Annotated in this window: 29 protein-coding genes; 18 read left to right on the top strand and 11 right to left on the bottom strand. The window is 65.6% G+C overall.

The features are described 5' to 3' along the window. Positions 1 to 20 precede the first annotated feature (20 nt). The gene (gene ypfJ / locus SP6_RS16315; protein WP_007404598.1) at positions 21 to 935 is read right to left on the bottom strand and encodes a KPN_02809 family neutral zinc metallopeptidase; all 915 of its coding nucleotides are present in this window, start codon (positions 933 to 935) and stop codon (positions 21 to 23) included. A 124-nt stretch (positions 936 to 1,059) separates the two neighbouring features. Here ypfJ and SP6_RS16310 point away from each other — a divergent pair, with 124 nt between their 5' ends. Together SP6_RS16310 and SP6_RS16305 are read left to right on the top strand one after the other, a co-directional pair. Beyond that, the gene (locus tag SP6_RS16310) at positions 1,060 to 1,845 is read left to right on the top strand and encodes a 3-hydroxybutyrate dehydrogenase (RefSeq protein WP_007404626.1); all 786 of its coding nucleotides are present in this window, start codon (positions 1,060 to 1,062) and stop codon (positions 1,843 to 1,845) included. Continuing rightward, positions 1,845 to 2,525 (top strand): DUF4893 domain-containing protein, encoded by a 681-nt coding sequence (locus tag SP6_RS16305; RefSeq protein WP_042469362.1) that lies wholly within the window; start codon positions 1,845 to 1,847, stop codon positions 2,523 to 2,525. The genes SP6_RS16310 and SP6_RS16305 overlap by 1 nt, the downstream gene beginning before the upstream one ends. Here the strand turns inward: SP6_RS16305 and SP6_RS16300 are convergent. From SP6_RS16300 to aceA, 4 genes are all read right to left on the bottom strand, one after another. Continuing rightward, a complete protein-coding gene (locus SP6_RS16300) occupies positions 2,426 to 3,109 on the bottom strand; it encodes a hypothetical protein (protein ID WP_007404510.1) in 684 nt (227 codons plus the stop codon). The two genes, SP6_RS16305 and SP6_RS16300, sit on opposite strands and share 100 nt — an antisense overlap. Before the next feature lie 8 nt (positions 3,110 to 3,117). Continuing rightward, the gene (locus tag SP6_RS16295; RefSeq protein WP_007404580.1) at positions 3,118 to 4,077 is read right to left on the bottom strand and encodes a cation diffusion facilitator family transporter; all 960 of its coding nucleotides are present in this window, start codon (positions 4,075 to 4,077) and stop codon (positions 3,118 to 3,120) included. Positions 4,078 to 4,331: 254 nt separating this feature from the next. Beyond that, complete coding sequence (locus tag SP6_RS21280; protein WP_007404663.1) at positions 4,332 to 4,490, bottom strand: hypothetical protein; 159 nt, start codon at positions 4,488 to 4,490, stop codon at positions 4,332 to 4,334. A gap of 27 nt (positions 4,491 to 4,517) precedes the next feature. Then, entirely contained in the window at positions 4,518 to 5,798 is a 1,281-nt protein-coding gene (gene aceA / locus SP6_RS16290) for an isocitrate lyase (protein ID WP_007404622.1), read from the bottom strand. Positions 5,799 to 5,983: 185 nt separating this feature from the next. Between aceA and SP6_RS16285 the strand changes: the two genes are divergently transcribed. From SP6_RS16285 to SP6_RS16275, 3 genes are all read left to right on the top strand, one after another. Then, positions 5,984 to 7,375, top strand: coding sequence for a helix-turn-helix domain-containing protein (locus SP6_RS16285; protein WP_007404659.1), 1,392 nt, complete (start codon positions 5,984 to 5,986; stop codon positions 7,373 to 7,375). 76 nt (positions 7,376 to 7,451) lie between these two features. Continuing rightward, positions 7,452 to 7,784, top strand: coding sequence for a hypothetical protein (locus SP6_RS16280; protein ID WP_037568276.1), 333 nt, complete (start codon positions 7,452 to 7,454; stop codon positions 7,782 to 7,784). A gap of 43 nt (positions 7,785 to 7,827) precedes the next feature. After that, the gene (locus SP6_RS16275; protein WP_007404572.1) at positions 7,828 to 9,474 is read left to right on the top strand and encodes a putative bifunctional diguanylate cyclase/phosphodiesterase; all 1,647 of its coding nucleotides are present in this window, start codon (positions 7,828 to 7,830) and stop codon (positions 9,472 to 9,474) included. On the opposite strand, the gene SP6_RS16270 is transcribed toward SP6_RS16275, so the two are convergent. From SP6_RS16270 to SP6_RS16260, 3 genes are read right to left on the bottom strand one after another with little or no spacing between them, the layout of a single operon-like run. Beyond that, a complete protein-coding gene (locus tag SP6_RS16270; protein WP_037568275.1) occupies positions 9,453 to 9,851 on the bottom strand; it encodes a response regulator in 399 nt (132 codons plus the stop codon). The two genes, SP6_RS16275 and SP6_RS16270, sit on opposite strands and share 22 nt — an antisense overlap. Before the next feature lie 57 nt (positions 9,852 to 9,908). Then, positions 9,909 to 10,865 (bottom strand): aldo/keto reductase, encoded by a 957-nt coding sequence (locus SP6_RS16265; RefSeq protein WP_007404683.1) that lies wholly within the window; start codon positions 10,863 to 10,865, stop codon positions 9,909 to 9,911. A gap of 7 nt (positions 10,866 to 10,872) precedes the next feature. After that, positions 10,873 to 11,070 carry a hypothetical protein gene (locus SP6_RS16260; protein WP_047866879.1) on the bottom strand — a complete coding sequence of 66 codons (198 nt, stop codon included), beginning with the start codon at positions 11,068 to 11,070 and terminating at the stop codon, positions 10,873 to 10,875. A gap of 102 nt (positions 11,071 to 11,172) precedes the next feature. On the opposite strand from SP6_RS16260, the gene SP6_RS16255 reads away from it, so the two are divergent. After that, entirely contained in the window at positions 11,173 to 11,625 is a 453-nt protein-coding gene (locus SP6_RS16255) for a DUF4126 family protein (protein WP_037568273.1), read from the top strand. Between the two features lie 32 nt (positions 11,626 to 11,657). Here SP6_RS16255 and SP6_RS16250 read toward each other — a convergent pair whose 3' ends face one another. Beyond that, the gene (locus SP6_RS16250) at positions 11,658 to 12,311 is read right to left on the bottom strand and encodes a hypothetical protein (RefSeq protein WP_126053330.1); all 654 of its coding nucleotides are present in this window, start codon (positions 12,309 to 12,311) and stop codon (positions 11,658 to 11,660) included. A 39-nt stretch (positions 12,312 to 12,350) separates the two neighbouring features. After that, positions 12,351 to 13,538 (bottom strand): Gfo/Idh/MocA family protein, encoded by a 1,188-nt coding sequence (locus SP6_RS16245; protein ID WP_042469365.1) that lies wholly within the window; start codon positions 13,536 to 13,538, stop codon positions 12,351 to 12,353. 122 nt (positions 13,539 to 13,660) lie between these two features. Here SP6_RS16245 and SP6_RS16240 point away from each other — a divergent pair, with 122 nt between their 5' ends. From SP6_RS16240 to SP6_RS16200, 9 genes are all read left to right on the top strand, one after another. Continuing rightward, on the top strand, positions 13,661 to 14,050 hold the full coding sequence (locus tag SP6_RS16240) for a c-type cytochrome (RefSeq protein ID WP_037568272.1): 390 nt from the start codon (positions 13,661 to 13,663) through the stop codon (positions 14,048 to 14,050). A 14-nt stretch (positions 14,051 to 14,064) separates the two neighbouring features. Next, positions 14,065 to 15,105: a sugar phosphate isomerase/epimerase family protein gene (locus SP6_RS16235; RefSeq protein WP_007404692.1), complete on the top strand. Its 1,041-nt coding sequence runs from the start codon at positions 14,065 to 14,067 to the stop codon at positions 15,103 to 15,105. Between the two features lie 69 nt (positions 15,106 to 15,174). Then, on the top strand, positions 15,175 to 16,479 hold the full coding sequence (locus tag SP6_RS16230) for an MFS transporter (RefSeq protein ID WP_007404634.1): 1,305 nt from the start codon (positions 15,175 to 15,177) through the stop codon (positions 16,477 to 16,479). Continuing rightward, on the top strand, positions 16,476 to 17,396 hold the full coding sequence (locus SP6_RS16225; protein ID WP_007404525.1) for a hydroxypyruvate isomerase family protein: 921 nt from the start codon (positions 16,476 to 16,478) through the stop codon (positions 17,394 to 17,396). The genes SP6_RS16230 and SP6_RS16225 overlap by 4 nt, the downstream gene beginning before the upstream one ends. A gap of 17 nt (positions 17,397 to 17,413) precedes the next feature. After that, entirely contained in the window at positions 17,414 to 18,223 is an 810-nt protein-coding gene (locus tag SP6_RS16220; RefSeq protein ID WP_007404669.1) for a 3-keto-disaccharide hydrolase, read from the top strand. After that, positions 18,220 to 18,810: a gluconate 2-dehydrogenase subunit 3 family protein gene (locus SP6_RS16215; protein ID WP_007404592.1), complete on the top strand. Its 591-nt coding sequence runs from the start codon at positions 18,220 to 18,222 to the stop codon at positions 18,808 to 18,810. Before SP6_RS16220 ends, SP6_RS16215 begins: the two co-directional genes overlap by 4 nt. Continuing rightward, a complete protein-coding gene (locus tag SP6_RS16210) occupies positions 18,807 to 19,640 on the top strand; it encodes a sugar phosphate isomerase/epimerase family protein (protein ID WP_007404494.1) in 834 nt (277 codons plus the stop codon). Before SP6_RS16215 ends, SP6_RS16210 begins: the two co-directional genes overlap by 4 nt. A gap of 29 nt (positions 19,641 to 19,669) precedes the next feature. Then, positions 19,670 to 21,352: a GMC family oxidoreductase gene (locus SP6_RS16205; protein ID WP_007404652.1), complete on the top strand. Its 1,683-nt coding sequence runs from the start codon at positions 19,670 to 19,672 to the stop codon at positions 21,350 to 21,352. A gap of 31 nt (positions 21,353 to 21,383) precedes the next feature. After that, positions 21,384 to 22,436, top strand: a complete 1,053-nt coding sequence (locus SP6_RS16200) for a LacI family DNA-binding transcriptional regulator (RefSeq protein ID WP_007404581.1) — start codon at positions 21,384 to 21,386, stop codon at positions 22,434 to 22,436. Between the two features lie 351 nt (positions 22,437 to 22,787). Here SP6_RS16200 and SP6_RS16195 read toward each other — a convergent pair whose 3' ends face one another. Beyond that, positions 22,788 to 23,807: a class 1 fructose-bisphosphatase gene (locus SP6_RS16195; RefSeq protein WP_007404642.1), complete on the bottom strand. Its 1,020-nt coding sequence runs from the start codon at positions 23,805 to 23,807 to the stop codon at positions 22,788 to 22,790. Positions 23,808 to 24,013: 206 nt separating this feature from the next. On the opposite strand from SP6_RS16195, the gene epsC reads away from it, so the two are divergent. The 3 genes from epsC (at position 24,014) to SP6_RS16180 (ending at position 26,688) form a co-directional block, all read left to right on the top strand. Continuing rightward, positions 24,014 to 24,988, top strand: coding sequence for a serine O-acetyltransferase EpsC (epsC, locus tag SP6_RS16190; protein WP_007404597.1), 975 nt, complete (start codon positions 24,014 to 24,016; stop codon positions 24,986 to 24,988). Then, positions 24,985 to 25,725: a gamma-glutamyl-gamma-aminobutyrate hydrolase family protein gene (locus SP6_RS16185; protein WP_007404593.1), complete on the top strand. Its 741-nt coding sequence runs from the start codon at positions 24,985 to 24,987 to the stop codon at positions 25,723 to 25,725. Before epsC ends, SP6_RS16185 begins: the two co-directional genes overlap by 4 nt. Positions 25,726 to 25,842: 117 nt before the next feature. Then, complete coding sequence (locus tag SP6_RS16180; RefSeq protein WP_007404674.1) at positions 25,843 to 26,688, top strand: fumarylacetoacetate hydrolase family protein; 846 nt, start codon at positions 25,843 to 25,845, stop codon at positions 26,686 to 26,688. Positions 26,689 to 26,694: the final 6 nt, after the last annotated feature.

Raw genomic sequence — 26,694 nt, 5'->3', positions numbered from 1 at the left:
GGGGATCGATCAAGCGCGCTTCAGATCGCACCGGAAAAAGTGTTGCATTGGGCCGGATCGCCCGTCTCCATGCCCCGGCGCAGCCAGCGCATCCGCTGCTCCGAGGTGCCATGGGTGAAGCTGTCGGGCACCACCCGTCCGGTAGACTCGCGCTGGAGCGTATCGTCGCCAATGGCGCGAGCGGCGGTCATGCCTTCCTCGACATCGCCGGGCTCCAGCCGATCGCGATTCTTCGCGGCCCAGACGCCGGCATAGCAATCGGCCTGCAATTCCAGCCGGACGGACAGGGCATTGCCCTCCGCCTCGCCTGCCGCCTGCTGTGCGCGGCGGACTTGATCCGAGGTGCCGAGCAGGTTCTGGATGTGATGGCCGAACTCGTGCGCGACGACATAATAGCGCGCGAAGTCGCCCTTCGCGCCGAACCGGTTGGCGAGTTCATCGAAGAAGCTGGTGTCGAGATAAATGCCATTATCGGTTGGGCAATAGAAGGGGCCCATGGCCGCCTGCGCCGCGCCGCAGCCCGACTGGCCCGATCCGCTAAAGAAGCGCAGGCCCGGGGGCGAGAAGCGCTGCCCGGATTCGGCGAAGATCTTTTCCCAGGTGTTCTGGGCGTTGCTGAACGCTTGGCAGGTTTCTCGGCGCTCGGGTGACGCCTCGCAGACCTGGCGGACGCTTTCGCCACCGCCGGCCGATCCCGCCGTGCGGGTGACCGGCGCATTGCTGCCACTGCCGCTGCCACCGCCGTTCAACAGGCCCAGCGGGTTCATGCCCAGTACCGCCAGGATGATGAGGACGACGATGATCCCGCCGCAGCCGAAGCGGCTGCCGATCAGCGGCAACAGGCCGAACAGCAGGCCGCCGCCACCGCCGCCGAACCCGCCGCCGCCCCGCGCCTCGCCGACGTCGATATCGTTGTCATAATCGTCGAGCCGCATCGTGCGTTACCCCTTTCGTCCTCGCCCACCTATCGGGTCTTGCCCAATGAACCCCCAAGCCCTTCCGGCGGTTGCACGCGCGGATGCCAAGCCGCATGGTGCGGCCCATGGCAAGGAGAAGCGCATGTTCCTGAAGGGCAAGACAGCGGTCATTTCGGGCTCCACCTCGGGCATCGGCCTGGCCTATGCCAGGGCGCTGGCGGCGGAGGGGGCGGCCGTCATGCTGAACGGCTTTGGCGATGCCGATGCGATCGAGGCGAACCGCGCCGCCCTGGAACAGGCGAGCGGCGCCGCTGCCCTCTATGATCCCGCCGACATGACCAAGCCCGACGAAATCGCCGCGATGATCGAGCGGGCGGCGGCGGAGACGGGATCATGCGACATCGTCATCAACAATGCCGGTATCCAGCATGTCGCGCCGATCACCGAATTCCCGGTCGAGAAATGGGATGCGATCATCGCGATCAACCTATCCTCGGCCTGGCACATGATGCGCGCCGCCATTCCGCATATGCGCGCGAAAGGCTGGGGCCGGATCATCACCACCGCCTCGGCGCACAGCCTGGTCGCCAGCCCCAACAAGTCCGCTTATGTCGCGGCCAAGCATGGCGTGGTCGGCATCACCAAGACGGTGGCGCTGGAGGTGGCGACCGACGGCATCACCGCCAATTGCATCTCGCCCGGCTATGTCTGGACGCCGCTGGTCGAGAACCAGATTCCGGATACGATGAAGGCGCGCGGCCTGACCCGCGACCAGGTAATCGAGGATGTGCTGCTGAAGGCGCAGCCGACCAAGGAGTTCGTCACCATCGAACAGGTCGCGGCGCTGGCTCTCTTCCTGTGCCGCGACGAGGCCAAGTCGATCACCGGCGCCAATCTGTCGGTCGATGGCGGCTGGACCGCGCAGTGATGCGTGCGCGCAAGCCATATTGGCTCGCCCTTGTTTTAGGTCTTTCGGTCGCCGGCGGCGCGAGCATCGCCCATGCGTCACGGCGCCAGGCCGAGGCGGTCGACTGGCGTCGCGCCGCCACCGAGGCGGATCGCCAGCGCCTGCGCAATTGGCGAGAGGCGTGGATCAAGGGGCTGGCTCAAGCGCGTCGCGGAGGCTGGGCCAGCGACGTGGCGGCATTGGGCAATCTCGCCAATCCCGATCGATCGATCGCCGAACCCGGTCTGCCCGATGGCGATTATCGCTGCCGCACGATCAAGCTGGGATCGCAGGGCCGAAGCACGCTGGCCTATGTCGCCTATCCCTATTTCCGATGCCGCGTGTCGGACGGCGGCAAGCAACTGGTCAAGCTGACGGGCTCGCAGCGGATGATCGGGCGCATCTATCCCGATACCGATGCGCGCAGCGTCTTTCTGGGCACATTGATGCTGGGGGATGAAGAGCGGTCCTATGATTATGGGCAGGACCGGGCGCGCGACATGGCGGGTGTGGTCGAGCGGGTCGACGAACGCGTCTGGCGGGTCGCCTTTCCCTATCCGGCTTATGAATCGCTCTTGGATGTCGTCGAGCTGGTGGCCGATCGCGGTAAAGCGGCTGTCGGTGCGGGGGCGGTTGGAAGTGCCGGGGCCGGGGGCAACTGACCGATCGACGAGCCCAAAGCCGGCAGGGGCGGCAGCGAGGCGAGATAGGCCTTGCCTGACATGCCCAGCACGGTGACCCTGTCGGCATTGGCGCTCGCCACCGCTTTCAAAAAGGACCGCGGTTTCTTCATCAGCTCCGGATGGTCCAGCCCGGCCAGTCCCAGCCGCCGGGCGGCTTCCTGAACGAAATGGACGCAGTTGCGGCGGTTCAGGTTATAATGGCCATCGCCGATCTTGTCGTCCCAGGCCGCGACCAGCGCCAAAATGTCGGCATATTGCGCGTCGGTCATGACATAGGAAAACTGCGCGTCGCTGGTTGAAATGTAGAACGGCTTGGAGATGTCGAGCCGCCCCGGCACCGTGCCCATCAGGATGGCGGGGGATACCGATTTGGCGGTGAAACCGTAATTGGCGTCGACGGGCTGGCCGGTCGCATCCACCGTGCCGCGCAGCGAGAAGAAGGCATGGGGAAAGCTGTTGCCCAGCTCATGGCTCCAGAAGGTGATCGTCACCGCAGCCTGCGCCGGCCATGCGCATCCGATCCACAGCAAGAAGGAGAACGCGATTCGCATCGGCTTGGTCATGACCCCGCTCATAGCGTAGCTTGGGGCGCGGCCGTAGCCGCATTTTCGTGCTTTTCCGGACGTATATAGATGGATGACAGGCTGGGCACGGCGCGGCGCAGGTCGTCCTCCAGCATCTCGATCATCGTCTCGGCGGCCCCCATGGGCAGATTGTCGACAAAATCCGCGCTGATCGCGGCGAAGATGCTGTCGGGGGCGGTGTGGATGGTGCGGATGTGGTTCACATGGCTGATCCATGGGCGGTCGGCGACGATGGCCCGGATCGTCTCGACCACCGCCGGATCGGCCCGCTCGCCGATCAACAGTCCCTTGGCCTCGCGCGCCAGCAGGATGGCGACCAAGCCCAGGACCAGACCGATCAGGATCGAGGCGACGCCGTCGATGCGCGGATCGTTGAGGCTGTGCGACAACCATACCCCCAGCCCGGCGATGACGAGCCCGGCCAGCGCCGCCGAATCCTCGAACAGCACGATGAAGCCGGGCGGGTCCTTCGACTCATGGATCGCCTGCCACCAGCCGGCATCGCCCTTCGATCGGCGGAACTCACGCACCGCGATCGTCCAGGACGCGCCCTCCAATGCGAAGGCGATCGCCAGCACGATATAATTGACCGTCGGGTCGCGCAGCGGTTCGGGATCGCGAACGTGCAGCCAGCCCTCATAGATGGAGATGCCGGCGCCCAGCGCGAAGATCAGGATGGCGACGACGAACGCCCAGAAATAGAGTTCGCGGCCATAGCCGAAGGGATGGATAGCGTCAGGCCCACGCTTGGCGCGTTTCTGGCCATAGAGCAGCAGGATCTGGTTGCCGCTGTCGACGACCGAGTGAACGCCCTCGGTCAGCATCGACGACGACCCGGTGATACCCGCCGCAATGAACTTGGCGACGCCGATGCCCAGATTGGCCGCCAGCGCGCCGTACAGGACGATATTTTCGCGGATGCGCGCGGTCAGGCCGGTGTCGGGCATGGAGCGCTAAGCGTCCGATCCGGCGCGTTGTTCCGCCCCGAAAACAAACCCCGCCGACGGATGCCGGCGGGGTGCCTCCTTCCCCAAGGAAGTCATTGACGGGTGGGGCTTGCCCCTCGACATCGCTCAAGGCGAACGGAGGTTGGCATGTATTCTAACCACCGTTCAGCCTGAGCCCTTCGGCTGGCTGGCAAGCCAGCCGCTCAGGATAAACTTCGGCGCGTTGCGCCGAAGTCGAAGGCCGAGGGATCACCTCAAGAGGCGATCCGCCCCAGTCGGTGATACAGATGCGCGAACTTCACCGAGCGGGGATCGTCCGCGACGCGCTTGACGTGTTCGGCGACGGCTTCCTTCATCAGCTCGAAGTCTTCCGTCGAGAAGACGGCGCGGCTGCGTTGGGGTTCGGTCTGCATGGCATGTCTCCTTGTCAAAGTCGGTGATCAGGCCGCCTGTTCGAACTGGGCGGTTTCGGTCGATTCGGCGAGCGCGGTGGTCGAGCTGTCGCCGCCGGCCGCAGTCTGCGCCACCAGGTCGAAATAGCCGGTGCCCACCTCGCGCTGGTGGCGGGTCGCGGTATAGCCATCGGCCTCGGCGGCGAATTCGGCCTGTTGCAGTTCCGAATAGGCCGCCATGCCCCGGTCGCGATAGCCGCGCGCCAGTTCGAACATCCCGAAGTTCAACTGGTGGAAACCCGCCAGCGTGACGAACTGGAACTTGTACCCCATCGCCCCGATCTCCCGCTGGAAGCGGGCGATGTCGTCGCGGTCGAGATTCTTCTCCCAATTGAAGCTGGGCGAGCAATTATAGGCCAGCATCTTGTCGGGATGCTCGCGCTTGATCGCCTCGGCGAAGCGGCGCGCGTCGTCGAGATTGGGCTTGGACGTCTCCCACCACAACAGGTCGGCATGGGGGGCGAAGGCCAGCCCGCGCTTGATGCAATGGTCGACGCCGGTGCCCTCCTTCAGGCGATAGAAGCCTTCGGCCGTCCGTTCGCCGGTCAGGAATTCACGGTCGCGCTCATCCACCTCGGACGTGATCAGCCGCGCGCTTTCGGCATCCGTACGGGCGCAGATGATCGTCGGCACGCCCGACACGTCGGCCGCCAGCCGCGCCGCATCCAGATTGCGGATATGCGTCTGGGTGGGGATCAGCACCTTGCCGCCCAGATGGCCGCACTTCTTTTCCGAGGCGAGTTGATCCTCGAAATGCACACCCGCCGCGCCCGCCGCGATATAGGCCTTCATGATCTCGAAGCAGTTGAGGGGGCCACCGAACCCGGCCTCGGCATCGGCGACGATCGGCGCGAACCAGTCGCGCGTCGTGCCACCCTCGGCATGTTCGATCTGGTCGGCGCGAGCGAGCGTCGCGTTGATCCGCCGCGCAAGCTCCGGCCCGGCATTGGCGGGGTAGAGCGACTGGTCGGGATACATTTGCCCCGCCGTGTTGGCGTCGGCCGCGACTTGCCAGCCCGACAGATAGATCGCCTTCAACCCGGCGCGCACCATCTGCATCGCCTGATTGCCCGACAATGCACCCAGTGCATGGACATAATCCTCGCTCTTCAGCAACTCCCACAGCTTCAGCGCGCCGCGACGAGCCAGCGTGTGTTCGATGGTGACCGAACCACGCAGACGCTGGACATCGGCCGGGCTGTACGGGCGCTCGATCCCGTCAAACCGCCCGGCAGGGGCGGGAACCAGATCGGAGAAGCTCTGCGTCATTTCCTTGTCCTTTACAAAATCGCTGTCCTTGCTGATGAGAATGGCGTCGATCGGTGTGCGCGAACAGGAAAAGAGCGGAAATGCCGGGTGGTGGGGTCATTGATCGCAGTTACTCAAAAGTCATGATGTAAAGAATTGACAAGCCTTAATGATGGGCCCAGCCTGTCCTTGAGAGAGGAGACGGTATGAGCACGGCAAAGCTGATCGCGGGGCATGCGGTGCGGCGGCTGCGCCGTCAGCAGGGCTTGTCACAGGCGGCGATGGCCGAGATGCTCGATATCTCGCCCAGCTATCTGAACCTGATCGAGCGCAACCAGCGGCCGGTATCGGCAGCGCTGCTCGTCCGGCTGGTCGAGACGTTCGATTTCGATCCCCGCGCGCTGACGGCGGATGCGCCGGGGGGCGGCGCGGCAGCGATGCGGCGGCGGCTGGCCGATCCGATGTTCGCCGATTTGGAGATCGACCGTGCCGAGTTGGAGGAATGGCTGGCCGCAGCACCCGGCGGGGTAGAGGCGTTCGCCCGCGCCTTCGATCGTTGGAGCGGGGAGGGGGCAACGGTCGCCGCTCCGATGGCCATCGACCCGACGGTGCAGGTCCGCCGCGAGATCGAGCGCTGGCGTAACCATTTTCCCGATCTCGATGCCGCTGCCGAGACGCTGGCCGATGAATTGCGCATGGGTGCCGCCGATCTCTATGGTGCATTGGCGGAGCGGCTGCGCGTCCGCCATGCGCTGGCCATTCGTATCCTGCCGATCGAGATCCTGCCCGACACGCTCGTCCGGCTCGATCTGCACGCGCGGCAAATCCAATTGTCGGAAATGCTGGAGGGCCCCGCACGGGTCTTTGCGCTGGCGATGCAGCTCGGCCTGTTGGAAGCGCGCAGCGAGATCGATGCGCTGACGCGGGGGGCGGCGTTCGGCGACCGCACGGCCGAACGCCTGTTCCGCCGCTATCTCGGCCAGTATTTCGCCGCCGCCCTGATCATGCCCTATGCCCGTTTCCTGCGCGCCTGCGAGGCGACCGGCTATGACCTGGGCATCCTGCAACGCCGGTTCGGCGTGTCGCGCGAGCAATTGGCGCATCGACTGACGACGCTGGGCCGGGTCGGCGCGCGGGGCCTGCCCTTTTTCCTGATGCGGCTCGATCGCGCGGGGCAGGTGTCCAAACGCTATGCCGGGGCGGCCAATCCGGCACTGGTCGAGGCGGAGGGGCGCTGCCCGCTTTGGGGGGCGCTCGCCATGGTCGATCGACCAGGCGAGACGCTCACTGAATTGGTCGAGTTGGAGGGCGGCGTTCGGTTCCTGACCCTGGCGCAGGGTGAGGTCAAGGCGGGGCGTTCCGCGAGCGGGGTGGTGGCGCGCTTCACCATCGTCTTGGGGCTGGAGGCGTCGCTGGCCGAAGGGTTGGCGGCGGCACGGGGACGTGATTTGAAGGGCGCGGCCACGCCGATCGGGCCGGGGTGCCGACGCTGCATCCGCGTCGAATGCCCGCAGCGATCCCACCCGCCTTCGGGACGCAGCCTGCTGACCACCGAACGCGAGCGACGGGTCGCGTCGCTCGTCTTCGCGGGAGACTGAGGGTCTCTTCACAATTTTTAAGCATCGCGGATGTAAAATCCGCGTGATGAAAGATTTGCCGCGTCGCCGTCGATCTTTGCAGTTTCGTTTTGCGGCGATGCTGGCGGTCGGATTGCTGGTTTCCCTGGCGCTCAGCGGCTTCGGCTTGCTGCTGGGCAGCGAACTTTTGGCCACGGTCAAGGCCAACCGCCATATGACCGCAGTGATTACCCGCCATGACGATGAGGACGCCCGGTTGCGCGCGCTGCGCATCGCGATCGGTGATCTGACCCGCGAGGTGGAAAAGGGCCGCCCCATCGCCGCTGCACGCTGGCGGCCGCTGGAACGCACGACGATCGCGGGGCTGGCGACACCGCTGATGGCCGAACCCGGCTTGCCCCCCGGGCGTTCGGGATGCCCTGGCCTATGAGCATCAGACGGAGCGACGCTTCGCCGATGCCGCGCTGGCCCTGATGGCCGATGCACGCCATGGCGCCGCCTCGGTCAAAAGGCGGATGCCGGCTTTCGTCGCCAGCCTGCACAGTCTGGAACAGGCGCGACAGAATTCGCACGAACGGCTCAACCGGGAACTGGCCGCGCGTGGAGTTCAGGTCGAGCAACTGGCGCGCCATGCGCTGATCCAGGTGGCGCTGGCCGGGCTGTTGATCCTGCTCTTCGTCACCCTGTTGATCGTCTGGTTGCGCAAGCGGATCATGCGGCCGTTGCTCGACATCGTGGCGGCGATCCGGACGATGAACGAAGGCCATCCGCTGGCCCCGTTGCCCATGGCGGCCGACCGCGATGAGATAGGCGAGCTGGCACGCGGCCTCGATACCCTGTCGCGGGCCAGTGCGGAACGCGAGCGGATTCAGCGTCAGGTCGAATATCTGGCGCATCATGATCCGCTGACCGGGCTGGTCAATCGCGTGGTGTTTGCCGAGCGGCTGGCGACACTGTTGCTGGCGGGCCAGCGGATCGCATTGCTGGCCATCGATCTGGATGGGTTCAAGGGCGTCAACGACACGCTGGGCCATGCCACCGGTGACAAGATGCTGATCCGGACGGCGGCGCTGCTGGTGGCGGCCGTCGGCGCGGAGGATGTCGTGGCGCGGATCGGCGGCGATGAGTTCGCGATCCTACACCGTCTGTCGGCCGAGGAAGAGGATGCCAGCGCGCTGGTCGACCGCATCTTCACGATCGCGGCGGCCGATTGCGCGGTGCCTGCGATCCGTCTGAGCATCGGTATCGCCTTGTCGCAACGCCACGCGCAGGAGGGGGACGAGCTTCACGCCTGTGCCGATATCGCGCTGTACCGGGCCAAGGCGGACGGCCGCAACCGCGCGCGCCTTTATGATGCCGCGATGGATGAGGAGCGTCGGCAGCGGCGCTGGCTGGCGCACGAGCTGCGCCATGCCGCGCCGCGCGGCGAACTCTATCTCGCCTTTCAGCCGATCGCCGATTGCGCCACGCGCCGGATCATCGGGCAGGAAGCGCTGGCCCGCTGGACCCATCCGGCCCTCGGCCCCGTCTCGCCCGATATCTTCATCTCCATCGCCGAGGAAAATGGCCTGATCGCCGAGATCGGCCAGCATCTGTTGGTCGAGGCATTGACGGTCGCCCGGTCCTGGTCATCCGAATGGATGCTGGCGATCAACCTGTCGCCGGTGCAGTTGCGCGACCCGGTTATGGCGAAGCAGATGCTGGCGACCATCGCCGCCAGGGGCTTCGATCCGAACCGGCTGGAGGTGGAGGTCACGGAGGGCGTCCTGATCGACGAGCGCGAGACTGCGACGGCCAATTTGCGCGCCTTGCGCGCCGCCGGCGTGCGGATCGTGATGGACGATTTCGGGACCGGCTATGCTTCGCTCAGCAGCCTGCAGCAATTCCCGTTCGACAAGATCAAGATCGATCGCAGCTTCGTCGCGGGCATGAACGCGCATGGGCCGGCGCTATCCATCGTCCGGGCCTCGATCGGCCTGGGGCGTAGCCTGAACATCCCGATCGTCGCGGAGGGGGTCGAAACCGAGCAGCAATATGCGGCGCTCGATGCCCTGGGGTGCCAGCAGATCCAGGGATATCTGATCGGCCGGCCGACCAGCTACCAGGCGAAAGCCGCCTGATCATGGCCGGGGGCGGCCGATATATCCTTGATCAGGCGAATGATTTCGTGGCCGGTATAGGGTTTGGGCACGAAGCGCACGCCCACCGGTAACTCGGCCGGATCATAACCCTGTTGTCCCGAGGTAACGATCACGGGCACGTGCGGATGCGTCTCCCGCACCCGCTCCGCCAAGGTCGCGCCGTCCATCGAGCCGGGCATGACGACATCGGTAAAAATCGCGCCGATCCCCGGATGATGGTCCAGAAGATTCAGCGCTTCGTCGGCGGAACTCGCTTGGATGACCTTATATCCCGCATCTTCCAGTGCGAATTGCGTATGGAGCAGCAATAGATATTGATCGTCGACCACCAGGATGGTGCGCGGCATTGAAGTCATAGGATATGAATACCTTGGCCATCCATTTGGTTTCAATCTTAACCTGTTTTATGAAGCTCAGGCGCCTGCCGCATCCAGTCGCGCAAGCTGATCGTCCGAAAGGCGGAGCCGCATGGCGGGGGTCAGTTCCAACAATTGCTTGACGCTGGTCGCGCTGGCGATGGGCGCGGTGACACCCGCCTGCGCCATCAGCCATGCAAGCGCGACCTGGGCGGGTGTCGCTCCGGTTTCCTCGGCCACGTCGTCGAGCGCCGCCAGTATCTCGGCGCCCTTGCCCCGGAGCAGTTCACCCATTTTCTGGCCACGTACGCTCTGCGATAGATCGGCCTCGCTGCGATATTTGCCAGTCAGGAAGCCGGAGGCGAGGCCGTAATAGGGCACGACGCCGACATTCTCGGTGACGCAATAATCCTGAAGCTCGCCCTCATATTTGTGGCGGCTGACCAGATTATATTCGGGTTGCAGCACATGATAGCGCGGCAGGCCCGCCTCGCGCGCCGCGTCATTGGCGCTCTTCAAACGGGCGGCGTGGAAGTTGGAGGCGCCGATCACCCGGACCTTGCCCGCCTCGACCAGCTTGGCGAAAGCCTCCATCACCGCCTCTTGCGGCTGATCCTCATCATCCTGATGCGCGAAATACAGGTCGATACGGTCGGTGCCCAGCCGCTTGAGCGACGCTTCCGCCGCCGCCGCGATCCGGGCGGGGGCCAGTTTCTCACCGCCTTCGCCGGGCAGCATCCCGACCTTGGTGGCGATCAGCACCTGGTCTCGCTTGCCGCTGGCCTTCAGCCATTCGCCGATCATCGTCTCGGACTCGCCGCCCCGATGGCCGTCGACCCAGGCGGAATAGACGTCTGCCGTATCGATCATCGTACCACCCTGGTCGACAAAGGCGTCGAGCACCGCGAAACTCGCCACCCGGTCCGCGGTCCAGCCGAAGACGTTGCCGCCCAGCACCAGCGGCGCGATCATCAGGTCGGTCGAGCCCAGGCGGCGAAGCGGCAGATCGGTCATGACGGCATCAGCTTTCGTTATCGGTGGATGTCGCCGCCCCAACGTCCGAAGGGGCGATCGCGTTCAGATCGACCGCATTGGCGTCGAGCATCGCGGCGGCCTCGTTCAACTGGCGGTTCTCCTCCTCGCTCAACCCCTGGGGCTGGTCATTGGAGGAACAGGCGGCAAGCACCAGCAGCGCGGCGGCGGTCAGGATACGGATCATGCCCATGATCATGCCAAAGCCAGCCCCGCGAAGGGAAGGGGGAACCCGGCAGGTGGCCGCATGCGTTGTGACGATCTGCTTTTCCGTCACGAGGTCATCGTCATGCTCGCATCGTTCAAAATGGGTCTGGTCGGCGGACAACGGGCGATGACGCCGCTCGCCGCCGTGTCGATCGCCGCCGCGCGGGGCGAATTGTCGCTGGGCAAGGGCGTGCTTCGCTGGCTGGCGAACCCGGTCGTCGCGGTGGGCACGCTGGCGCTCGCGATCGGCGAGATGGCGGGCGACAAGCAGAAGACGGCGCCCGACCGGATCGTGCCGATCGGCTTGGCGGCGCGCTTCACAACCTCGGCGATTGCCGGCGCGGCGCTCGCCTCCCCCAAGCATCGCTGGCTGGGTGCCGCCATCGGTGGTGTGACGGCGGTGGTCGCCTCCTATCCCGGCTGGCGCGGGCGCATGGCGGCGCTGGGACGCTATGGCCAGACGAAGACGGGTTTTGCCGAGGACGCGGCGGTTTTGGCAGGCGCGGTCGGCATCGTACGAGGGTGGCGAGGGTAGCAGCTATTCGCCAGATAAGGCGTTGAATATGCTTAAAATGGTGCCGGAATGTTGCGGCTTATCGAGACATGGTTGGGTTCGCGCGCGTCGAAGCGTACCTCCGTTACGGTTCGACCCGGCGTTCCGAGCCATAAGACAAAGCCGTTCGGACTAGCCGATATGTTCCATGGCTTGAGATGCGCCAATTCGTAAGGGATTTTCGCGCCCCTATTGCACAATTCCGAATTGGTTTGATCGGTGCATTGGATCACGAATTTTGCCTTGCCGAAGCGAAGGCGATCCAGTTGTTCGAGAACAGCGAAACCCTGCGATGTTTCGACGCCGGGGTTCAAATGGACATAATCGGCGGTCGGGCATCTGGACGGCTTTGCTCGCGCGATCTCCGTCGTCTGATAGTGATCTTTGGGCATCGCACGATCCAGCGCGTCATTGGGATCGGCGCGGAAGCGGACGGTCCATCGTCTCCTCGTGCAGCCTTGCACTGTCGCAGACGGACGCTCAACCAGATTGGCGTCGATGACGCCGGGCGCATTTATTCCTCCGGCGGGTGCGACGAAGGCCTCGATGCGCCCATGATCCACGCCTTTCAAAAGACGTTCGCCAGCGACAGGAGGTGGAAGTCGCCTTGCCTCCCCAAAGGACAAGGCGGCTTCCGGCTGTAGGATCATCAAGGGCAAAAGGATCACGCGTTTCTCACGCTGACGTCATAGAGCTTTTCATGCCTGTCAGAATGGCTGGGTCACAAGCCCTGTCGCTGGAAACGCCGTCCACTTCTCCTGTGACTTCGCGCTTTCCAGCACCGCCTCGACGAACGCCATTGTCCGCAGGCCCGACTCCAGCCCCGGATACCAGTCCGCTGCGCCCGGCGCTTCGCCCCCGGCGGCACTACCGTCACGCAACGCCCCCGCGACCGCGCGGTACAGGTTGCCGAATGCTTCGATATAGCCCTCCGGATGACCCGAGGGGATGCGCAGGCGAGGCAGGGTCGTGGGGCTGAGCCCCGGCCCGCCGGCCCGGACGATCTCGGCGGGGCGGTCGAGCCAGCGCAGGGTCAGGGTGTTGGGCTCCATCTGCGACCATTCCAGGCCGCCCTTCTCGCCATGGATCCGCAGCCGCAGGCCATTCTCCTCACCCGCCGCCACCTGTGTCGCGCGCAGCGTGCCGCGCACGCCGTCCGCGAAACGCAGCAGGACGTTGACGTCGTCATCGAGCATCCGTCCCGCAACATGGGTGGTCACATCGGCCGACAGCGCCTCGACCTTCAGGCCGGAGACATGTTCGGCCAGTTGAAAGGCATGGGTGCCGATATCGCCCAGTGCACCGCCCAGGCCGGCGCGTGCCGGATCGGTCCGCCATTCGGCCTGCTTGTTGCCCTCGCGGTCGAGCGGGCTGCTCAGCCAGCCCTGGACATATTCGACATGGACCAAGCGGATGGCACCGAAATCACCACGCGCGACACGCGCGCGCGCCTCCTCGACCAGCGGATAGCCGCTATAGGTGAAGGCGAGCGCGTAAAGCTGGCCCGACGCTCGCGCGGCCTCTGCAATCGCCTGCGCCTCGGCGAGGTTCATCGCCATCGGCTTTTCGCTGAACACCGGGAAGCCGGCATCGAGCGCGGCGATCGCCATCGGCGCATGGAGATGATTGGGCGTGACGATCGCGACCGCGTCGATCCGCTCCGCTTCGGGCCGCGCGCGTTCGTCGGCCAGCAGCGCGTCGAGCGTGTCGTGCACGCGCGCCGGGTCGAGACCCAGTTGCTCCCCCGTCCGCCAGTTGCGCGCCGGGTCGCTGCTGAAGGCGCCCGCGACCAGTTCCCAATCGCCGTCGAGGACTGCCGCCATCCGGTGCACGCCGCCGATGAACGCGCCCTCGCCACCGCCCGCCATCGCCAGCTTCAACTTGCGTCCCGCCATCATCCTCTCCCCTCATGCGCGTCGCTCGAAAGGCGACATTGGATGCTTGCAAGCCATGGGTTTAACGGTAAACTCTGAGTCGAACCAGCGAATCTGGACAAGAAAATTTCAGGAGAGAGAGGATGAGGCAACTCGTCTGGTTGGCCGCGATTCCCGGTACGATCGCCATCATGCTGGCGGCGCAGGCGCCATCGACCGCGCAGACCGCGCTGGCAGCGGGTGCCCAGGCCTTTGCCGCGTGCCGGGCGTGCCATACGCTCAACAAGGGCGGCCGCAATGGGGTCGGCCCCAATCTCAACGGCGTGTTTGGGCGGCAGGCGGGCACGGTCCCCGGCTTCAACTATTCGCCTGCGATGAAGGCGTCGGGGCTGAAATGGGACGACAAGACGCTGAATGAATTCATCGCCGCGCCGATGAAGAAAGTGCCGGGCACGCGGATGCCGATCGGCGTCGCCGATCCCGCCAAGCGCGCCGCGCTGATTGCCTATCTCAAGGCCGAGACCGCCAAGTGAGTGCGACGCCCAGCATGCACGGGCCGGGCATCTTCCTGGCCCAGTTCATGGGCGATGCCGCGCCGTTCGATACGCTCGACTCGGCGGCGCGCTGGATGGCGGAGGCCGGTTATGAAGGCGTGCAGATTCCGACCTGGGACGCGCGCTGCATCGATTTGAAGCTGGCCGCCGAAAGCCAGGACTATTGCGACGATCTCGCCGGGCGTTGTGCCGAGGCGGGGGTCGCGATCACCGAATTGTCGACCCATCTGCAAGGCCAGCTGGTCGCGGTCCACCCCGCCTATGACGCCGCGTTCGATGGCTTCGCGCCCGATGCGGTGCGGGGGCGTCCGGCAGAGCGCCAGGCTTGGGCGGTCGAGCAACTCCATTATGCTGCCAAGGCCAGCCGGCGGCTGGGTCTAAAAGCGCATGCGACCTTCTCCGGTGCGCTGCTCTGGCCCTTCGTCTATCCTTGGCCGCAGCGTCCCGCCGGACTGGTGGCGGAGGGATTCGACGAACTCGGCAAGCGCTGGCGGCCCATTCTGGACGCGTTCGAGGAGGAGGGGATCGACCTCTGCTACGAACTCCATCCCGGCGAAGACCTGCATGACGGCGTGACGTTCGAACGGTTCCTCGATGCGGTGGGCGGTCATGCCCGCGCCAACATCCTCTATGACCCCAGCCATTTCGTGCTGCAGGCGATGGATTATCTCCAGTTCATCGACTTTTATCACGACCGTATCCGCATGTTCCACGTCAAGGATGCCGAGTTCAACCCGACAGGCCGCGCGGGCGTCTATGGCAGCTATAGCGACTGGGTCGACCGGCCGGGGCGGTTCCGTTCGCTGGGCGATGGGCAGGTCGATTTCGGTGGCATTTTCTCCAAACTCACCCAGTATGGCTATGCCGGTTGGGCGGTGCTGGAATGGGAATGTTGCCTGAAGCACCCGGAAGACGGTGCGCGCGAAGGGGCGCCGTTCATTGCCGCGCACATGTTCCGGCGCCCCGAGCGCGCCTTTGATGATTTCGCCGGTGGGGGCGATCCCGACGCCAATCGGCGCTGGCTAGGAATTTAAGCGATTCAATGGCTTGACCGTCCGCCCCGGAAGGTCAAGTCTGACAAAAAACATAAGCGGGAGAGGGGCATGGAGGCGATACCGGAAAATCGGTCGCGACTATTCTGGCTGAGCGTGCTGGCCCTGTTCACGGCCGCCGCGAGTGCGGCCTTGCGCGCGGCGGTGGCGAGCAGCCTGAAGGCGCAGTGGATCGATCCGATCGCGCCGGTCGAGGCGGGGGAGCTGATCGGATCGGCCCTGGGTTCGGCGTTTCTGGGCTTTGCCGCGACCCTTTTCGTGGCGAGCGCGCTGCTCGACCGGATCGGCGCGCGACAGATGCTGATCGGATGCGGCCTGTGCTTTCTGGTCGGCACGACGGCGATCATTGGTGCCGGGCAAGTCGCCAGCGGCATGGCGGTCTATCACATCGTCTGGGGCGGGATGCTGCTCAGCGGCATCGGCTGGGGCCTCGCGGAAGCGTCGATCAATCCGCTGACCGCGCGGCTTTACCCTGAGGAAACGACGCACCGGCTGAACGTGCTCCATGCCTGGTATCCCGGCGGGTTGATCGTTGGCGGTCTGGCGGGCGTGTTCCTGGCGGAGGCGCTGTCGTGGCAGGCGATCATGGCGCTGGTGCTGATCCCTGCGCTGGGCGTGCTGGTGATGGCGGCGACGACGCGTTTCCCGCCGGTGCCGCGCGCGGTGCGAGACGTCGGTTTCGGTGGCATGATCGCCGAGGTGTTCAAGCGGCCGAGTTTCTTCGTCTGGTTCGGCGCGATGTTCCTGACCGCCGCGTCCGAACTGGCACCTGGCCAGTGGCTCGACGTGGCGCTCAGCAGCCGGGTGGGGATGCGCGGTATCCTCCTCCTCGTCTATGTCAGTGCACTGATGTTCGTATTCCGTCACTTTGCCGGGCGGATCGCGGGGCGGCTGTCCAATCCGGGGCTGCTCTGGGTGTCGAGCCTGCTCGCCGGCATCGGCCTGTTCCTCTTGTCGCGGGCGGAGTCGCCGGTGGCGGCGATTCTGGCCTCGACCGTCTGGGGTCTTGGCGTCTGCGCGATGTGGCCGACCATGCTCGCCTCGGTCGCCGAGCGTTATCCGCGCGGCGGGGCGTGGGCGTTGGGGCTGGTCGGATCGGCGGGCGCGCTGTCGAGCTTCTTCGTGTTGCCGCGCCTGGGGGCGATGTTCGACGCCGCCAAGGTCGAGTTGGCTGGTGGGCCGGAGGCGTTCAAGCGGCTAACCGGCGAGGCATTACGTCAGGTCGAGGATGCGGCGGCGTCGCAGTCTTTTGCGCGGCTGGCGATCGTGCCGGTGATCCTATTGTTCGTGTTCGGCGGCATCTGGCTGGTCGAGCGCCGCCGGCCTCGCCCGCAAATCGTGGAGACCGTCGCATGAGCTGGTCGCGTCGCACCGTGATGGGCGGCCTCGCCGCCGCCGTCCCCGCCGCCGCGCTGGCGGGGCAGAAGGCGGGCAGCTCCTCCAACGCCGCGCGCTTCACCCTGGGCTTTGCACCGCATCTGGGCAGTTTCGCCAGCCGGGGTGACAGCTCGGTCGAGCAGATCGCTTATGCCGCCGATCAGGGCTTCTGGGCGTGGGAGGACAATGAATATCGCCTGCGTCCCATCGCCGAGCAGGAGGCGATCGCCAAGGCGCTGCGCGATCGGAAGATGACGATGGGCGTGTTCGTTGCCTCGATGCCCAAATGGTCGGAATCGCGGCCTTTGCTGGGTGGCGATGACGATGCCGAACGGCAGGCTTTCCTGGCCGATGTGACCAGTGCGGTCGATGTCGCCAAGCGGGTCGGGGCCAAGCATATGACGGTCGTTACCGGCTTCATGGACAGGAAGCTGCATCCCGCGATCCAGATGGGCCGGATCATCGACGTGATGCGCCGCGCCGGCGATATCGTCGCGCCGCATGGGATGGCGCTGGTGATGGAGCCGCTCAACACGCGGACCAACCATCCGGGCGTCTTCATGCAGTCGATCGCGGAGGGCTATGCCGTCGCACGCGGCGCGAACAGTCCGGGCGTGAAGGTGCTGGCCGACCTGTACCATGAGCAGATTCAGTCGGGGAATCTGATCCCGACGCTGAAGCTGTGCTGGGACGAGATCGGCTATATCCAGTTCGGCGACAATCCCGGCCGCAACGAGCCGGGCAGCGGCGAGATCAACTATGCCAATGTCTGCCGCTTCCTCAAAGCACAGGGCTATGCCGGGGTGATCGGCATGGAGCACGGCAATTCGATCAAGGGTCGCGCCGGCGAAGACAAGCTGATCGCCGCCTATCGCGCGATCGATCCGAGAACATGAGGAGGGATGCGATGCGGATGCTACCGTTGATCGCGCTGGTGATGGCCAGCGGCGCGGGCGCCCAGGACAAGCCGGGCTTGGGATTTCGCGACACGCCGATGCTGCCCGGCGGCAAATGGCATGTCCACGACCCAGACCGGCCCGCGCCGCTTGTCGTGACGCCCGCCGCGCAACCCGGCGGCGCGCCGTCCGATGCGGTGGTGCTGTTCGATGGACGCTCGATGGATGCCTGGACGCCCAGCGGCAAGCCGTGGTTGCTCCAGAATGGCGTGATGACCGTGCCACCCCGCGACGGCAAGGCGGAGAGCGTGCTGGTCAGCAAGCAGAGCTTCGGCGATGTCCAGCTCCACCTCGAATTTCGCTCGCCCAATCCGCCGCGGAAGAGCTCGCAGGATCGCGGCAATAGCGGCATCTGGTTCATGCAGCGCTATGAGGTGCAGATCCTCGACGGCTATAACAACCCGACCTATGCCGATGGCCAGGTCGGCGCGGTCTATGCCTGGAAGCCGCCGCTGGTGAACGCCGCGCGCAAGCCCGGCGAGTGGCAGAGCTATGACATCATCTTCGAACGGCCGCGCTTCGCCGCCGATGGCAAGCTGCTCCGCCCCGCCTATGTCACCGCGTTCTTGAACGGCGTGGTGGTGCAGAACCATCAGGCGATGCTGGGCACCACCATCTGGCGGCAGGTGGAGAAGTACCAGGCCCATGGCGACGCCGCGCCGATCCAGCTTCAGGATCATGATTCGCCCGTTTCGTTCCGCAATATCTGGGTCCGTCCGCTGCCCCCCGAGGCGATCGCGCAGGACCTGCCGGAGGATGCCCGATGATCGCCCACCCCCATATCGACCGCAGACATGCCTTGGCGGGGATCACCGCCATGTTCGGCTCCACGCTGTTCGCGCCCATCGCTCGCGCGGCGGGAGCGGTCGAGCAGACCCGCGGCGCCGTCCCCGTCATCTCGGATGGCCCGCCCAGCGTGGCCGTCTTCACCCCCACCCAGCGCGCGACGATGGTCGCCTTGTCCGAGCGGGTGATCCCCACCACCGATACCCCCGGCGCGATCGCGGCCAAGGTGCCCGAGTTCATCGAAAAGATGCTCGCCGACTGGTCGCTGCCTGCCGACCGGGTGCCGATCATCGCCGGGCTGAACGCGATCGAGGCACGCAGCCAGAGCGTCAACAAGGTGCCTGCCGCCAAGGCGACGGCGGCGCAACAGGACACGCTGCTGACCGAGGCGATGGAAGGCGTGCTGCCCGAGGGCCGCGCTTTTTTCGAGCCGTTCCGGCAGCTCGTCGTCACCGGATACTACACGTCGGAAATCGGCATCACGCAGGAGCGCGAATATCTGCCCGTGCCCGGCGAATATAATGGTGCCTTCCCCTATTCTCAGGTCAACAAGGTGTACTCGGCATGATCGATCGTCGTTCGCTGATGGGGGCGGGGCTTGGTCTGGGCGCCGCCGCGCTCCTGCCGGGCGAGGCGCAGGCCGCGCAGCTTGGGCCCATCGGATTGCAGCTCTACACGATCCGCGAGCTGTTCTCCGCCGATCCGGTCAAGACGCTCGAGGCGGTGGCGAAGATCGGCTATCGCGAGATCGAATATGGCGGTGGCGGCTATGATGCGATGGACCATGCCATGCTTCGCCGCACGCAGGACCGGCTGGGCCTGAAGGCGCCCTCAGTCCATATCGGCTATGACGCGTTGCGCGACAATTTCGACAAATGCGTGACGATGGCCAAGACGCTGGGCGCCGACACGGTCGTCCTGCCGTACATGACCGACGAGCATCGCACCGAGGCCGGATGGAACGCCGCGCTGCCCAATTTCAACCGCTTCGCCGAAGGGTTGAAGAAGGCGGGTCTGGGCTTCGCCTATCACAATCACGATTTCGAGTTCACCACCAAGCCCGGCGGCGTCAGCCTGTATGAGCGATTGCTCAAGGCGACCGACCCCGCGCTCGTGAAGCTGGAGATCGACCTCTATTGGGCGATCCATGCGGGCGAGGATGTGAAGGCGCTGATCCGGCGGCTGGCGGGTCGCATCTATGCCTATCACGTCAAGGATGCGCGCGCCGATGGCAGCATGACGGCCGTGGGGGCGGGACAGGTCGACTTCGCCTCGATCTTCAAGCTCAACACGCTGGCCGGCGTGAAGCATTTCTATGTCGAGAATGATCAGGCGCCCGCGCCCTATCTGCCCGATATCACGACCAGTTACCGTACGCTGCGCAGCCTGCGCTTCTAAACGATAAGAACCATAAAGGGAGGATAGTCATGGCGGCGACAGACCGTTTCGATGCGATCGTCATCGGCTCCGGGATCAGCGGCGGGTTCGCCGCCAAGGAATTGACTGAAAAAGGCCTGCGCGTCCTGATGCTCGACCGGGGCGTCATGGTCGAACATGGCGAGGGCTATCCGTATGACGGCAAGCCGCCCTTCGAGGTGCCGGCGCGCAACATCATGCCCAAGCCGTTGATGGACAGCGACTATTTCATCGCCAAGCACGGCTATGTCGCGCCCAGCAATCGCAAATTCTATAATGACGACCGGGTGAACCCCTATGCCTATGACGAGGGGAGCAAATTCTACTGGATCAGGCCCGGCGCGGTCGGCGGCAAGTCGCTGATCTGGGGGCGCTGGTCGTTCCGCTGGAGCCCGGACGATTTCCTGGCGAACAAGCGCGAGGGCGTCGCCGCCGACTGGCCGATCCGTTATGAGGATGTCGAGCCCTGGTATGCCTATGTCGAGAAATATATCGGCGTATCCGGATCGCGCGAGAATCTGCCCTATCTGCCCGATAGCGAGTTTCAGCCGCCGATCCCGATGAATGTCGCGGAGAAATGGTTCAAGGAACGGCTGGAAAACCAGTTTCCGGGGCGCAAGCTGATCAACACCCGCCTGTCCAACATGACCGAGGACAAGCCCGATCAGAACCGCACCAAATGCCAGTTCCGCAACCAGTGCGGCAATGGCTGTTCCTTCGGCGCTTATTTTTCGACCCAGGCGGTAACCTTACCTGCCGCACGCGCGACCGGGCGACTGACGCTCCAGTCGGACGCGGTGGTGACCGGCATCGATTATGATGCGGCCAGGAAGAAGGTCACCGGCGTCCGCTATATCGACGCCAAGACCGGCCAGGCGATGCAGGCGACCGCGAACCTGGTCTTCGTCTGCGCATCGTCGATGGCGTCGGTGCAGATCCTGATGAACTCGCGCGCGGCCGGTTCGGAGCGTAGCCATTTCGACTCGAGCGGGACGCTCGGCCGCTATGTCATGGACCACATCTTCCGCGTCGGCGTGTCGGGCGAGATTCCGGGCATGGACGATCTGATCGAATATGGCCGTCGTCCGGGCGGGGTCTATGTGCCGCGCTTCCGCAATCTGAAGGGCGACGAGGGCCTCGGCTTCAAGCGCGGCTATGGCTATCAGGGGTCTGCCTATCGCAACGCCGCCAAGCCGGTCGGCTTCGGTGCGGAGATGAAGCATGGCATGCGCCGCTATGGCCCGTGGCAGTTCAGCATGGGCGCGTTCGGCGAGTGTCTGCCCTATGAGGACAATCGCGTGTCGCTCCACCCGAGCAAGGTCGACCGGTTCGGCGTGCCGCTGATGAAGTTCGACGTCACCTTCCGCGACAATGAGTTGAAGATGATGGCCGATGCCCGGCGCGAGGGCGAGGCGATGCTGCGCGCGGCGGGGATGAAGAACGTCACCAGCGGCGAGCAGGAGCACGTCCCCGGCGACGCGATCCACGAAATGGGCGGCGCGCGCATGGGTGCGGACCCGCGTGCCTCGGTCCTGAACAAATGGAGCCAGGCGCATGACGCCTCCAATCTGTTCGTCACCGATGGCGCGCAGATGGCCTCGATCTCCTGCGTGAACCCGTCGCTGACCTTCATGGCGCTGACCGCCCGCGCGGTCGATCATGCGGTGAAGGGGCTGAAGGCAGGCGCGGTCTGACGGGCCTGGCCACCTGGGCGGGGGCTGGTCGATGACGGAAAAGCCCGTTACCGGCTTGCCCTCTATGACGATGCGCAAGCCCGAAGGGGTTACGATCCGTGCGGTCGGCGAACGGGCCGGCGTGTCGGCGATGACCGTGTCCAACGTCATCAACGGCACGGGCAAGGTCGGCCAGGCGACCCGCGCGGCGGTGCTCGCCGCGGTCGAGGAACTGGGATACCGCCCCAATATCGCCGCGCGGAGGCTGGCCAAGGCGCGCGCGACCACGCTCGGCCTGATCTACAGCGACCGGCGGACGCCGTTCATCGACTCCGTCCTGCTGGGCGCTTTGCGGGCGACCAATGCGCGCGGCCTGCAATTCATCGCCCAGGCCGAGGAAGGGCTGACCCGCGAGGCGGCCGAAGCGGCGGTGCGCGCACTGGTGCAGAGCGGCGCGGCGGGGGTGTTGCTGGTGCCGCCCTTTGCCGAATTGCTCAGCGGATCGGGGTTGTTCGAGCAACTGGGCGTCGCGGCGGCGGCGATCGCGACGGGCCATGCGCTGCCCGATATCTCGACGGTGCGGATCGACAATCGCGCGGCGATGGCGGCGCTGACCCGGCATGTCGCAGGCCAAGGGCATCGCCGGATCGGCTTCATCGCGGGGCTGGCGCGCTTTTCGGTGGCGGACGAGCGGCTGGCGGGCTTTCGCGAGGGCTTGGTGGCGAGCGGCTTGGCCATCGATCCGACGTTGGAGGTGCGTGGCGAGTTCGAACCGGCGAGTGGCGCGGCGGCGGCGCGGATTTTGTTGGACCGTCCCGATCGGCCCAGCGCGATCCTGTGCAGTAGCGACGACATGGCCGCCGGACTGGTCGGGGAGGCGCATCGCATGGGCCTGTGCCTGCCGCGCGATCTGGCGGTGACCGGCTTCGACGACACCGCGATCGCCGCGCGGCTCTGGCCGCCGCTGACCGTCATCCGCCAGCCGGTGGGCGACATGGCGTTCCGCGCGGTCGAGCAGGTGCTGGCGTCGATCCGCTCACGCGCGGTGGAGGACCGGGTGGTGGAGCATGAACTGGTCGTGCGGGAGTCGGCGGGGCTCTTCTGAACGCTCCGTTCGCACTGAGTGTACGCCCATCACCCGTCGTGAATCCCGTGGCCTTCGACTTCGGCGCAACGCGCCGAAGTTTATCCTGAGCGGCTGGCTTGCCAGCCAGCCGAAGGGCTCAGGCGGAACGGATGTTGGGACGTAAGTCGGCTGGGCCGACTCTCATTCCTCCCCTGCAAGGGGAGGGGGGACCATGCATAGCATGGTGGAAGGGTGTCGCCGGCTGAGCGAGGTATCTTCCCTCATGACCGGATACACCCCTCCGTCAGGCCTTCGGCCTGCCACCTCCACGTACAGGGGAGGAATAGGGATGATCCAACGGCCGTTCAGCCGGAGCGAAGCCGAAATCGCTCACCCCGTCCGTCCATAATCTGCGATCAGCGCCACTTCCTCGGCATCGCCCAGCACCACGCCGATCCGCTGGTGGAGCCCGATCGGTGCCGCGTCCATGATCGGCTCGGCGCCATCGATCGACGCGCCGCCGGCCTGTTCAATCAGGAAACTCATCGGATTGGCTTCGTAGAGCAGACGCAGCTTGGCCTTGCCCGCCTCGCGATGGTCGCCCGGATAGAGGAACACGCCGCCGCGCTTCAGGATGCGGTGGATGTCCGCCACCATCGAGGCGGTCCAGCGCATGTTGTAATCCTCGCCCACCGGCCCTTCGGTGCCGAGGATACGCTCATCGATATAGCGCGCGATGCCCGGCGACCATTGGCGACGCCGCGCCATGTTGATCGCGAACTCGCGGTTGCCGGACGGAATGCGCATCGGCCCGTCGGTCAGGCGCCATGACCCGATCTCTCGGTCGAGCGTGAACTCATAGACGCCGTCGCCGACCGTCAGGACCAGCAGCGTCTGCGGCCCGTAAATGGCATAGCCCGCCGCCACCTGCGCCCGGCCGGGTTGCAGGAAATCCGCCTCGGTCACCTCGCGGCCTGCGCAATCCTCTGGCGCGCGCAGCACCGAGAAGATGGTGCCGACCGACAGGTCGACATCGACATTGCTCGACCCGTCGATCGGATCGAACAGCAGCAGATATTCGCCCTTGGGATAGCGATTGGGGATGCGGTGGATCGTCTCCATCTCCTCCGACGCCATCGCCGCCAGATGGCCGCCCCATTCATTGGCGTCGAGCAGCAGATCGTTGGCGATCACGTCCAGCTTCTTCTGAACCTCGCCCTGCACATTCTCGCTGCCCAGCGATCCCAGCACATCGCCCAGCGCGCCCTTGGAGATCGCCTGGTTCACCGCCTTGCAGGCGCGCGCGACGGTTTCGATCAGCAGGCGCAGTTCGGGCGGACAGGTCTCTTCGGATCGGCGCTGCTGTTCGATCAGGAACCGGGTCAGCGTGGTCTGGCGTGGGGTGGTCATCGTCGAAAGGCTCCGGGAAAGGACGGCGACGATCGATCCTGCGGTCTCCCTCCCGCCGGGTCGAGCCTGGATGGTGCAATGGTCCTTGCCCGTGCCCGGCGAAGCGCGCAACCATGGGTTAAGCAATGGACGCGCTTTATAGGGACGTAGCAATTCTGTTATATCCTACTGCCACGATGGGATATGCTGGGGCTCGGAGGATCGTGATGTCGACCAGGCCGTTCATGGCAGAAGATGATGCCCCCGCCAGCGGGCCAGTGGGGATCGATGGCGTGGTCTCCGCGCTTCGCACCGCCCGTCAGTCCTGGCGTACGCGGCAGGATGCGGGCCGCGATGTCGAACGCTTTCCCTCGCGGTCCGGTGTCGAGGACGTCCTCGCGCTGATCGCAGCCGCGCTCTATCCTCGGCGGCTGGGTCATTTCCGGGGCGGGGCGGCGGAGGAGGATCGCTTCGTTGCCGCCAAGCTGCTCGCGGGACTGACCGCGCTGGAGCGCGAGATCGGCGCGGAGTTGGCCTATTGGCAGAAGGATGCCGATGCGACCTTCCCGCCCGAACAGGCGGCGCTGATCGCCCGGTTGTTCGGCGCGACCTTGCCGCGCATCCGCGAACGGGTGGACAGCGATGTCGAGGCCGCGTTCCTGGCCGACCCCGCCGCGCAGAGCGTCGACGAGATCCTGCTTTGCTATCCCGGCGCGGTCGCCAGCCTGCATCATCGCATCGCGCACGAGTTGAACGCGCTGGGCGCGCCGATCGTCGCGCGAATCCTGTCCGAGCTCGCCAATGAGCGGACGGGCATCGACATCCATCCCGGCGCGACCATCGGCCGGCATTTCTTCATCGACCATGGCACGGGCGTCGTCATCGGCGAGACCGCGATCATCGGCGAGCGGGTGCGCGTCTATCAGCATGTGACGCTCGGGGCGCGCTCGGCACTGGGTACCGCGCCGCGTTCGCCACGCGACCGGTTCGCGCGCCATCCGATCGTCGAGGATGATGTCATCATCTATGCCGGCGCGACGATCCTGGGCCGGGTGACGATCGGTGCGCGTTCGGTGATCGGCGGCAATGTCTGGCTGCTCGCCGATGTCGAACCCGACAGCGTGCTCGTCCAGCCCGAGGCCCGCGCCTTGCCCCGTGCCGATGCGCGTGCGCTGCGCCAGGAATTGGAGGCGACCGCATGACCCGTGAGCGCAAGCCCATCATTGGCCTGATGTGCGGCAATGAGGTGGCGGGCCGCCCGATCCAGGCGGTGGCGACGCGCTTCATCGAGCCGCTGGTCAAGCTGTGCGGCGCGAATGTCGTGATCGTGCCCGCCGTGCGCGAGGCGGTCGATCCGTCGAGCATGGCCGATATGCTCGATGGCCTGTTGCTGACCGGCGGACGCTCGCATGTCGCGCCCGCGCAATATGGCGATACCGCCGCTCCGTCCCCGTGCGTCAGCGATCCCGAGCGCGATGCCGTCGCCCTGTCGCTCGCCGGCAAGATGATCGAACGCGGCAAACCCGTCTATGGCATCTGCCGAGGTATGCAGGAGATCAACGTGCTGTTCGGCGGCTCGCTGACCTGTCTGGGTGGATTGCCGCGTCATCATCGCGGCTCCTGGGACGAGGATTATGAGTCGCTTTTTGGCCATCATCATCCGGTCGATCTCACTCCGGGGGGCCGCTTGGCGGGCCAGGGCGAGCATCGCCGGCTGGAGGTCAATTCGGTGCATCAGCAGGGCATCGACCGGCTAGGCTATGGCTTGGTGGTCGAGGCGCGCGATAGCGAGGATGGGCTGATCGAGGGCTTTCGCGCCCCCGGCTGCGGTGCCGAGGTGCTGGCGGTGCAATGGCATCCCGAATGGGACGTCGCGCATTGCCAAGTGGCGCGCCGCTTCTTCACGTTGCTGGGGGATTCGGTGCACGGCTACGCCTGACGCGCGATTCCAAAAGCGTGCGATCATATTTGCAAGTGGCATCGCGCACCTGCCATCGATAAGGAAGGGGCCATTGGGGCGCGGAAGACGCGTCTGTGATCCAAGGAGTCCAAGTCGATGAAGCTGCTTCGTTATGGTCAACCGGGGCAAGAACGCGCAGGATTGCTGGACGCGGACGGGCGGATTCGCGCTTTGCCGGAGACGCTGGGTGATCTGACGGGCGATCGACTATCGCCGGCGGGGCTCGCCGACATCGCCGCGCTCGATCCCGAAAGCCTGCCGGTGGTCGAGGGCAATCCGCGCCTCGGCTCTTGCATCGCGCGGCCGGGCAAGTTCGTCTGTATCGGCCTGAACTATCGCGACCATGCGGCGGAGAGCAATCTGCCCATCCCCGCCGAGCCGGTGATCTTCGGCAAATGGTCGAGCGCGATCGTCGGCCCCAATGACGATGTCGAAATCCCGCGCGGCTCGGAGAAGACCGATTGGGAAGTCGAACTGGGCGTCGTGATCGGCACCCGGGCGCGCTATGTCGAGAAGGACGCGGCGCTGACCCATGTCGCCGGCTATTGCGTCGTCCACGACGTCAGCGAGCGCGCCTATCAGCTCGAGCGTGGCGGCACCTGGGACAAGGGCAAGGGCTGCGACACGTTCGGCCCGACCGGCCCGTGGCTGGTCACCGCCGACGAGGTGGGCGATCCGCAAAACCTGCGCCTGTGGCTGGAGGTCGATGGCCATCGGCATCAGAACGGCAACACCTCCGACATGATCTTCACGGTGGCCGAGATCGTGTCCTATGTCAGCCAGTTCTGTACGCTGGAGCCGGGCGATATCATCACCACCGGCACGCCCAAGGGCGTCGGCATGGGCTATAAGCCGCCGGTCTTCCTGCGCGCCGGCCAGACGGTGCGGCTGGGCATCGACAAGCTGGGCGAGCAGCAGCAGCGCTTCGTCGCGGCGGCCTGACGGTGA

This window comes from Sphingomonas paucimobilis NBRC 13935, assembly GCF_000739895.2.
GTDB classification, from domain to species: domain Bacteria; phylum Pseudomonadota; class Alphaproteobacteria; order Sphingomonadales; family Sphingomonadaceae; genus Sphingomonas; species Sphingomonas paucimobilis.
The sequence above is the reverse complement of the archived record's forward strand: the minus strand, read 5'-3'. Positions and strand labels throughout refer to the sequence as shown.

Excerpts from the sequence above, each read along its gene's own strand:
- SP6_RS16310 (WP_007404626.1), top strand. The coding sequence starts at position 1,060 with ATGTTCCTGAAGGGCAAGACAGCGGTCATTTCGGGCTCCACCTCGGGC.
- SP6_RS16205 (WP_007404652.1), top strand. The coding sequence starts at position 19,670 with ATGGCGGCGACAGACCGTTTCGATGCGATCGTCATCGGCTCCGGGATC.
- SP6_RS16225 (WP_007404525.1), top strand. The coding sequence starts at position 16,476 with ATGAGCTGGTCGCGTCGCACCGTGATGGGCGGCCTCGCCGCCGCCGTC.
- SP6_RS16260 (WP_047866879.1), bottom strand. The coding sequence starts at position 11,070 with ATGATCCGTATCCTGACCGCCGCCGCGCTGCTGGTGCTTGCCGCCTGT.
- SP6_RS16265 (WP_007404683.1), bottom strand. The coding sequence starts at position 10,865 with ATGACCGATCTGCCGCTTCGCCGCCTGGGCTCGACCGACCTGATGATC.
- epsC (WP_007404597.1), top strand. The coding sequence starts at position 24,014 with ATGTCGACCAGGCCGTTCATGGCAGAAGATGATGCCCCCGCCAGCGGG.
- SP6_RS16195 (WP_007404642.1), bottom strand. The coding sequence starts at position 23,807 with ATGACCACCCCACGCCAGACCACGCTGACCCGGTTCCTGATCGAACAG.
- SP6_RS16285 (WP_007404659.1), top strand. The coding sequence starts at position 5,984 with ATGAGCACGGCAAAGCTGATCGCGGGGCATGCGGTGCGGCGGCTGCGC.
- SP6_RS16230 (WP_007404634.1), top strand. The coding sequence starts at position 15,175 with ATGGAGGCGATACCGGAAAATCGGTCGCGACTATTCTGGCTGAGCGTG.
- SP6_RS16180 (WP_007404674.1), top strand. The coding sequence starts at position 25,843 with ATGAAGCTGCTTCGTTATGGTCAACCGGGGCAAGAACGCGCAGGATTG.
- SP6_RS21280 (WP_007404663.1), bottom strand. The coding sequence starts at position 4,490 with ATGCAGACCGAACCCCAACGCAGCCGCGCCGTCTTCTCGACGGAAGAC.
- SP6_RS16270 (WP_037568275.1), bottom strand. The coding sequence starts at position 9,851 with ATGACTTCAATGCCGCGCACCATCCTGGTGGTCGACGATCAATATCTA.
- SP6_RS16200 (WP_007404581.1), top strand. The coding sequence starts at position 21,384 with ATGACGGAAAAGCCCGTTACCGGCTTGCCCTCTATGACGATGCGCAAG.
- SP6_RS16255 (WP_037568273.1), top strand. The coding sequence starts at position 11,173 with ATGCTCGCATCGTTCAAAATGGGTCTGGTCGGCGGACAACGGGCGATG.
- ypfJ (WP_007404598.1), bottom strand. The coding sequence starts at position 935 with ATGCGGCTCGACGATTATGACAACGATATCGACGTCGGCGAGGCGCGG.
- SP6_RS16220 (WP_007404669.1), top strand. The coding sequence starts at position 17,414 with ATGCTACCGTTGATCGCGCTGGTGATGGCCAGCGGCGCGGGCGCCCAG.
- SP6_RS16275 (WP_007404572.1), top strand. The coding sequence starts at position 7,828 with ATGGCCGATGCACGCCATGGCGCCGCCTCGGTCAAAAGGCGGATGCCG.
- SP6_RS16240 (WP_037568272.1), top strand. The coding sequence starts at position 13,661 with ATGAGGCAACTCGTCTGGTTGGCCGCGATTCCCGGTACGATCGCCATC.
- SP6_RS16305 (WP_042469362.1), top strand. The coding sequence starts at position 1,845 with ATGCGTGCGCGCAAGCCATATTGGCTCGCCCTTGTTTTAGGTCTTTCG.
- SP6_RS16210 (WP_007404494.1), top strand. The coding sequence starts at position 18,807 with ATGATCGATCGTCGTTCGCTGATGGGGGCGGGGCTTGGTCTGGGCGCC.
- SP6_RS16215 (WP_007404592.1), top strand. The coding sequence starts at position 18,220 with ATGATCGCCCACCCCCATATCGACCGCAGACATGCCTTGGCGGGGATC.
- SP6_RS16185 (WP_007404593.1), top strand. The coding sequence starts at position 24,985 with ATGACCCGTGAGCGCAAGCCCATCATTGGCCTGATGTGCGGCAATGAG.
- SP6_RS16295 (WP_007404580.1), bottom strand. The coding sequence starts at position 4,077 with ATGCCCGACACCGGCCTGACCGCGCGCATCCGCGAAAATATCGTCCTG.
- SP6_RS16235 (WP_007404692.1), top strand. The coding sequence starts at position 14,065 with ATGCACGGGCCGGGCATCTTCCTGGCCCAGTTCATGGGCGATGCCGCG.
- aceA (WP_007404622.1), bottom strand. The coding sequence starts at position 5,798 with ATGACGCAGAGCTTCTCCGATCTGGTTCCCGCCCCTGCCGGGCGGTTT.
- SP6_RS16300 (WP_007404510.1), bottom strand. The coding sequence starts at position 3,109 with ATGACCAAGCCGATGCGAATCGCGTTCTCCTTCTTGCTGTGGATCGGA.
- SP6_RS16245 (WP_042469365.1), bottom strand. The coding sequence starts at position 13,538 with ATGGCGGGACGCAAGTTGAAGCTGGCGATGGCGGGCGGTGGCGAGGGC.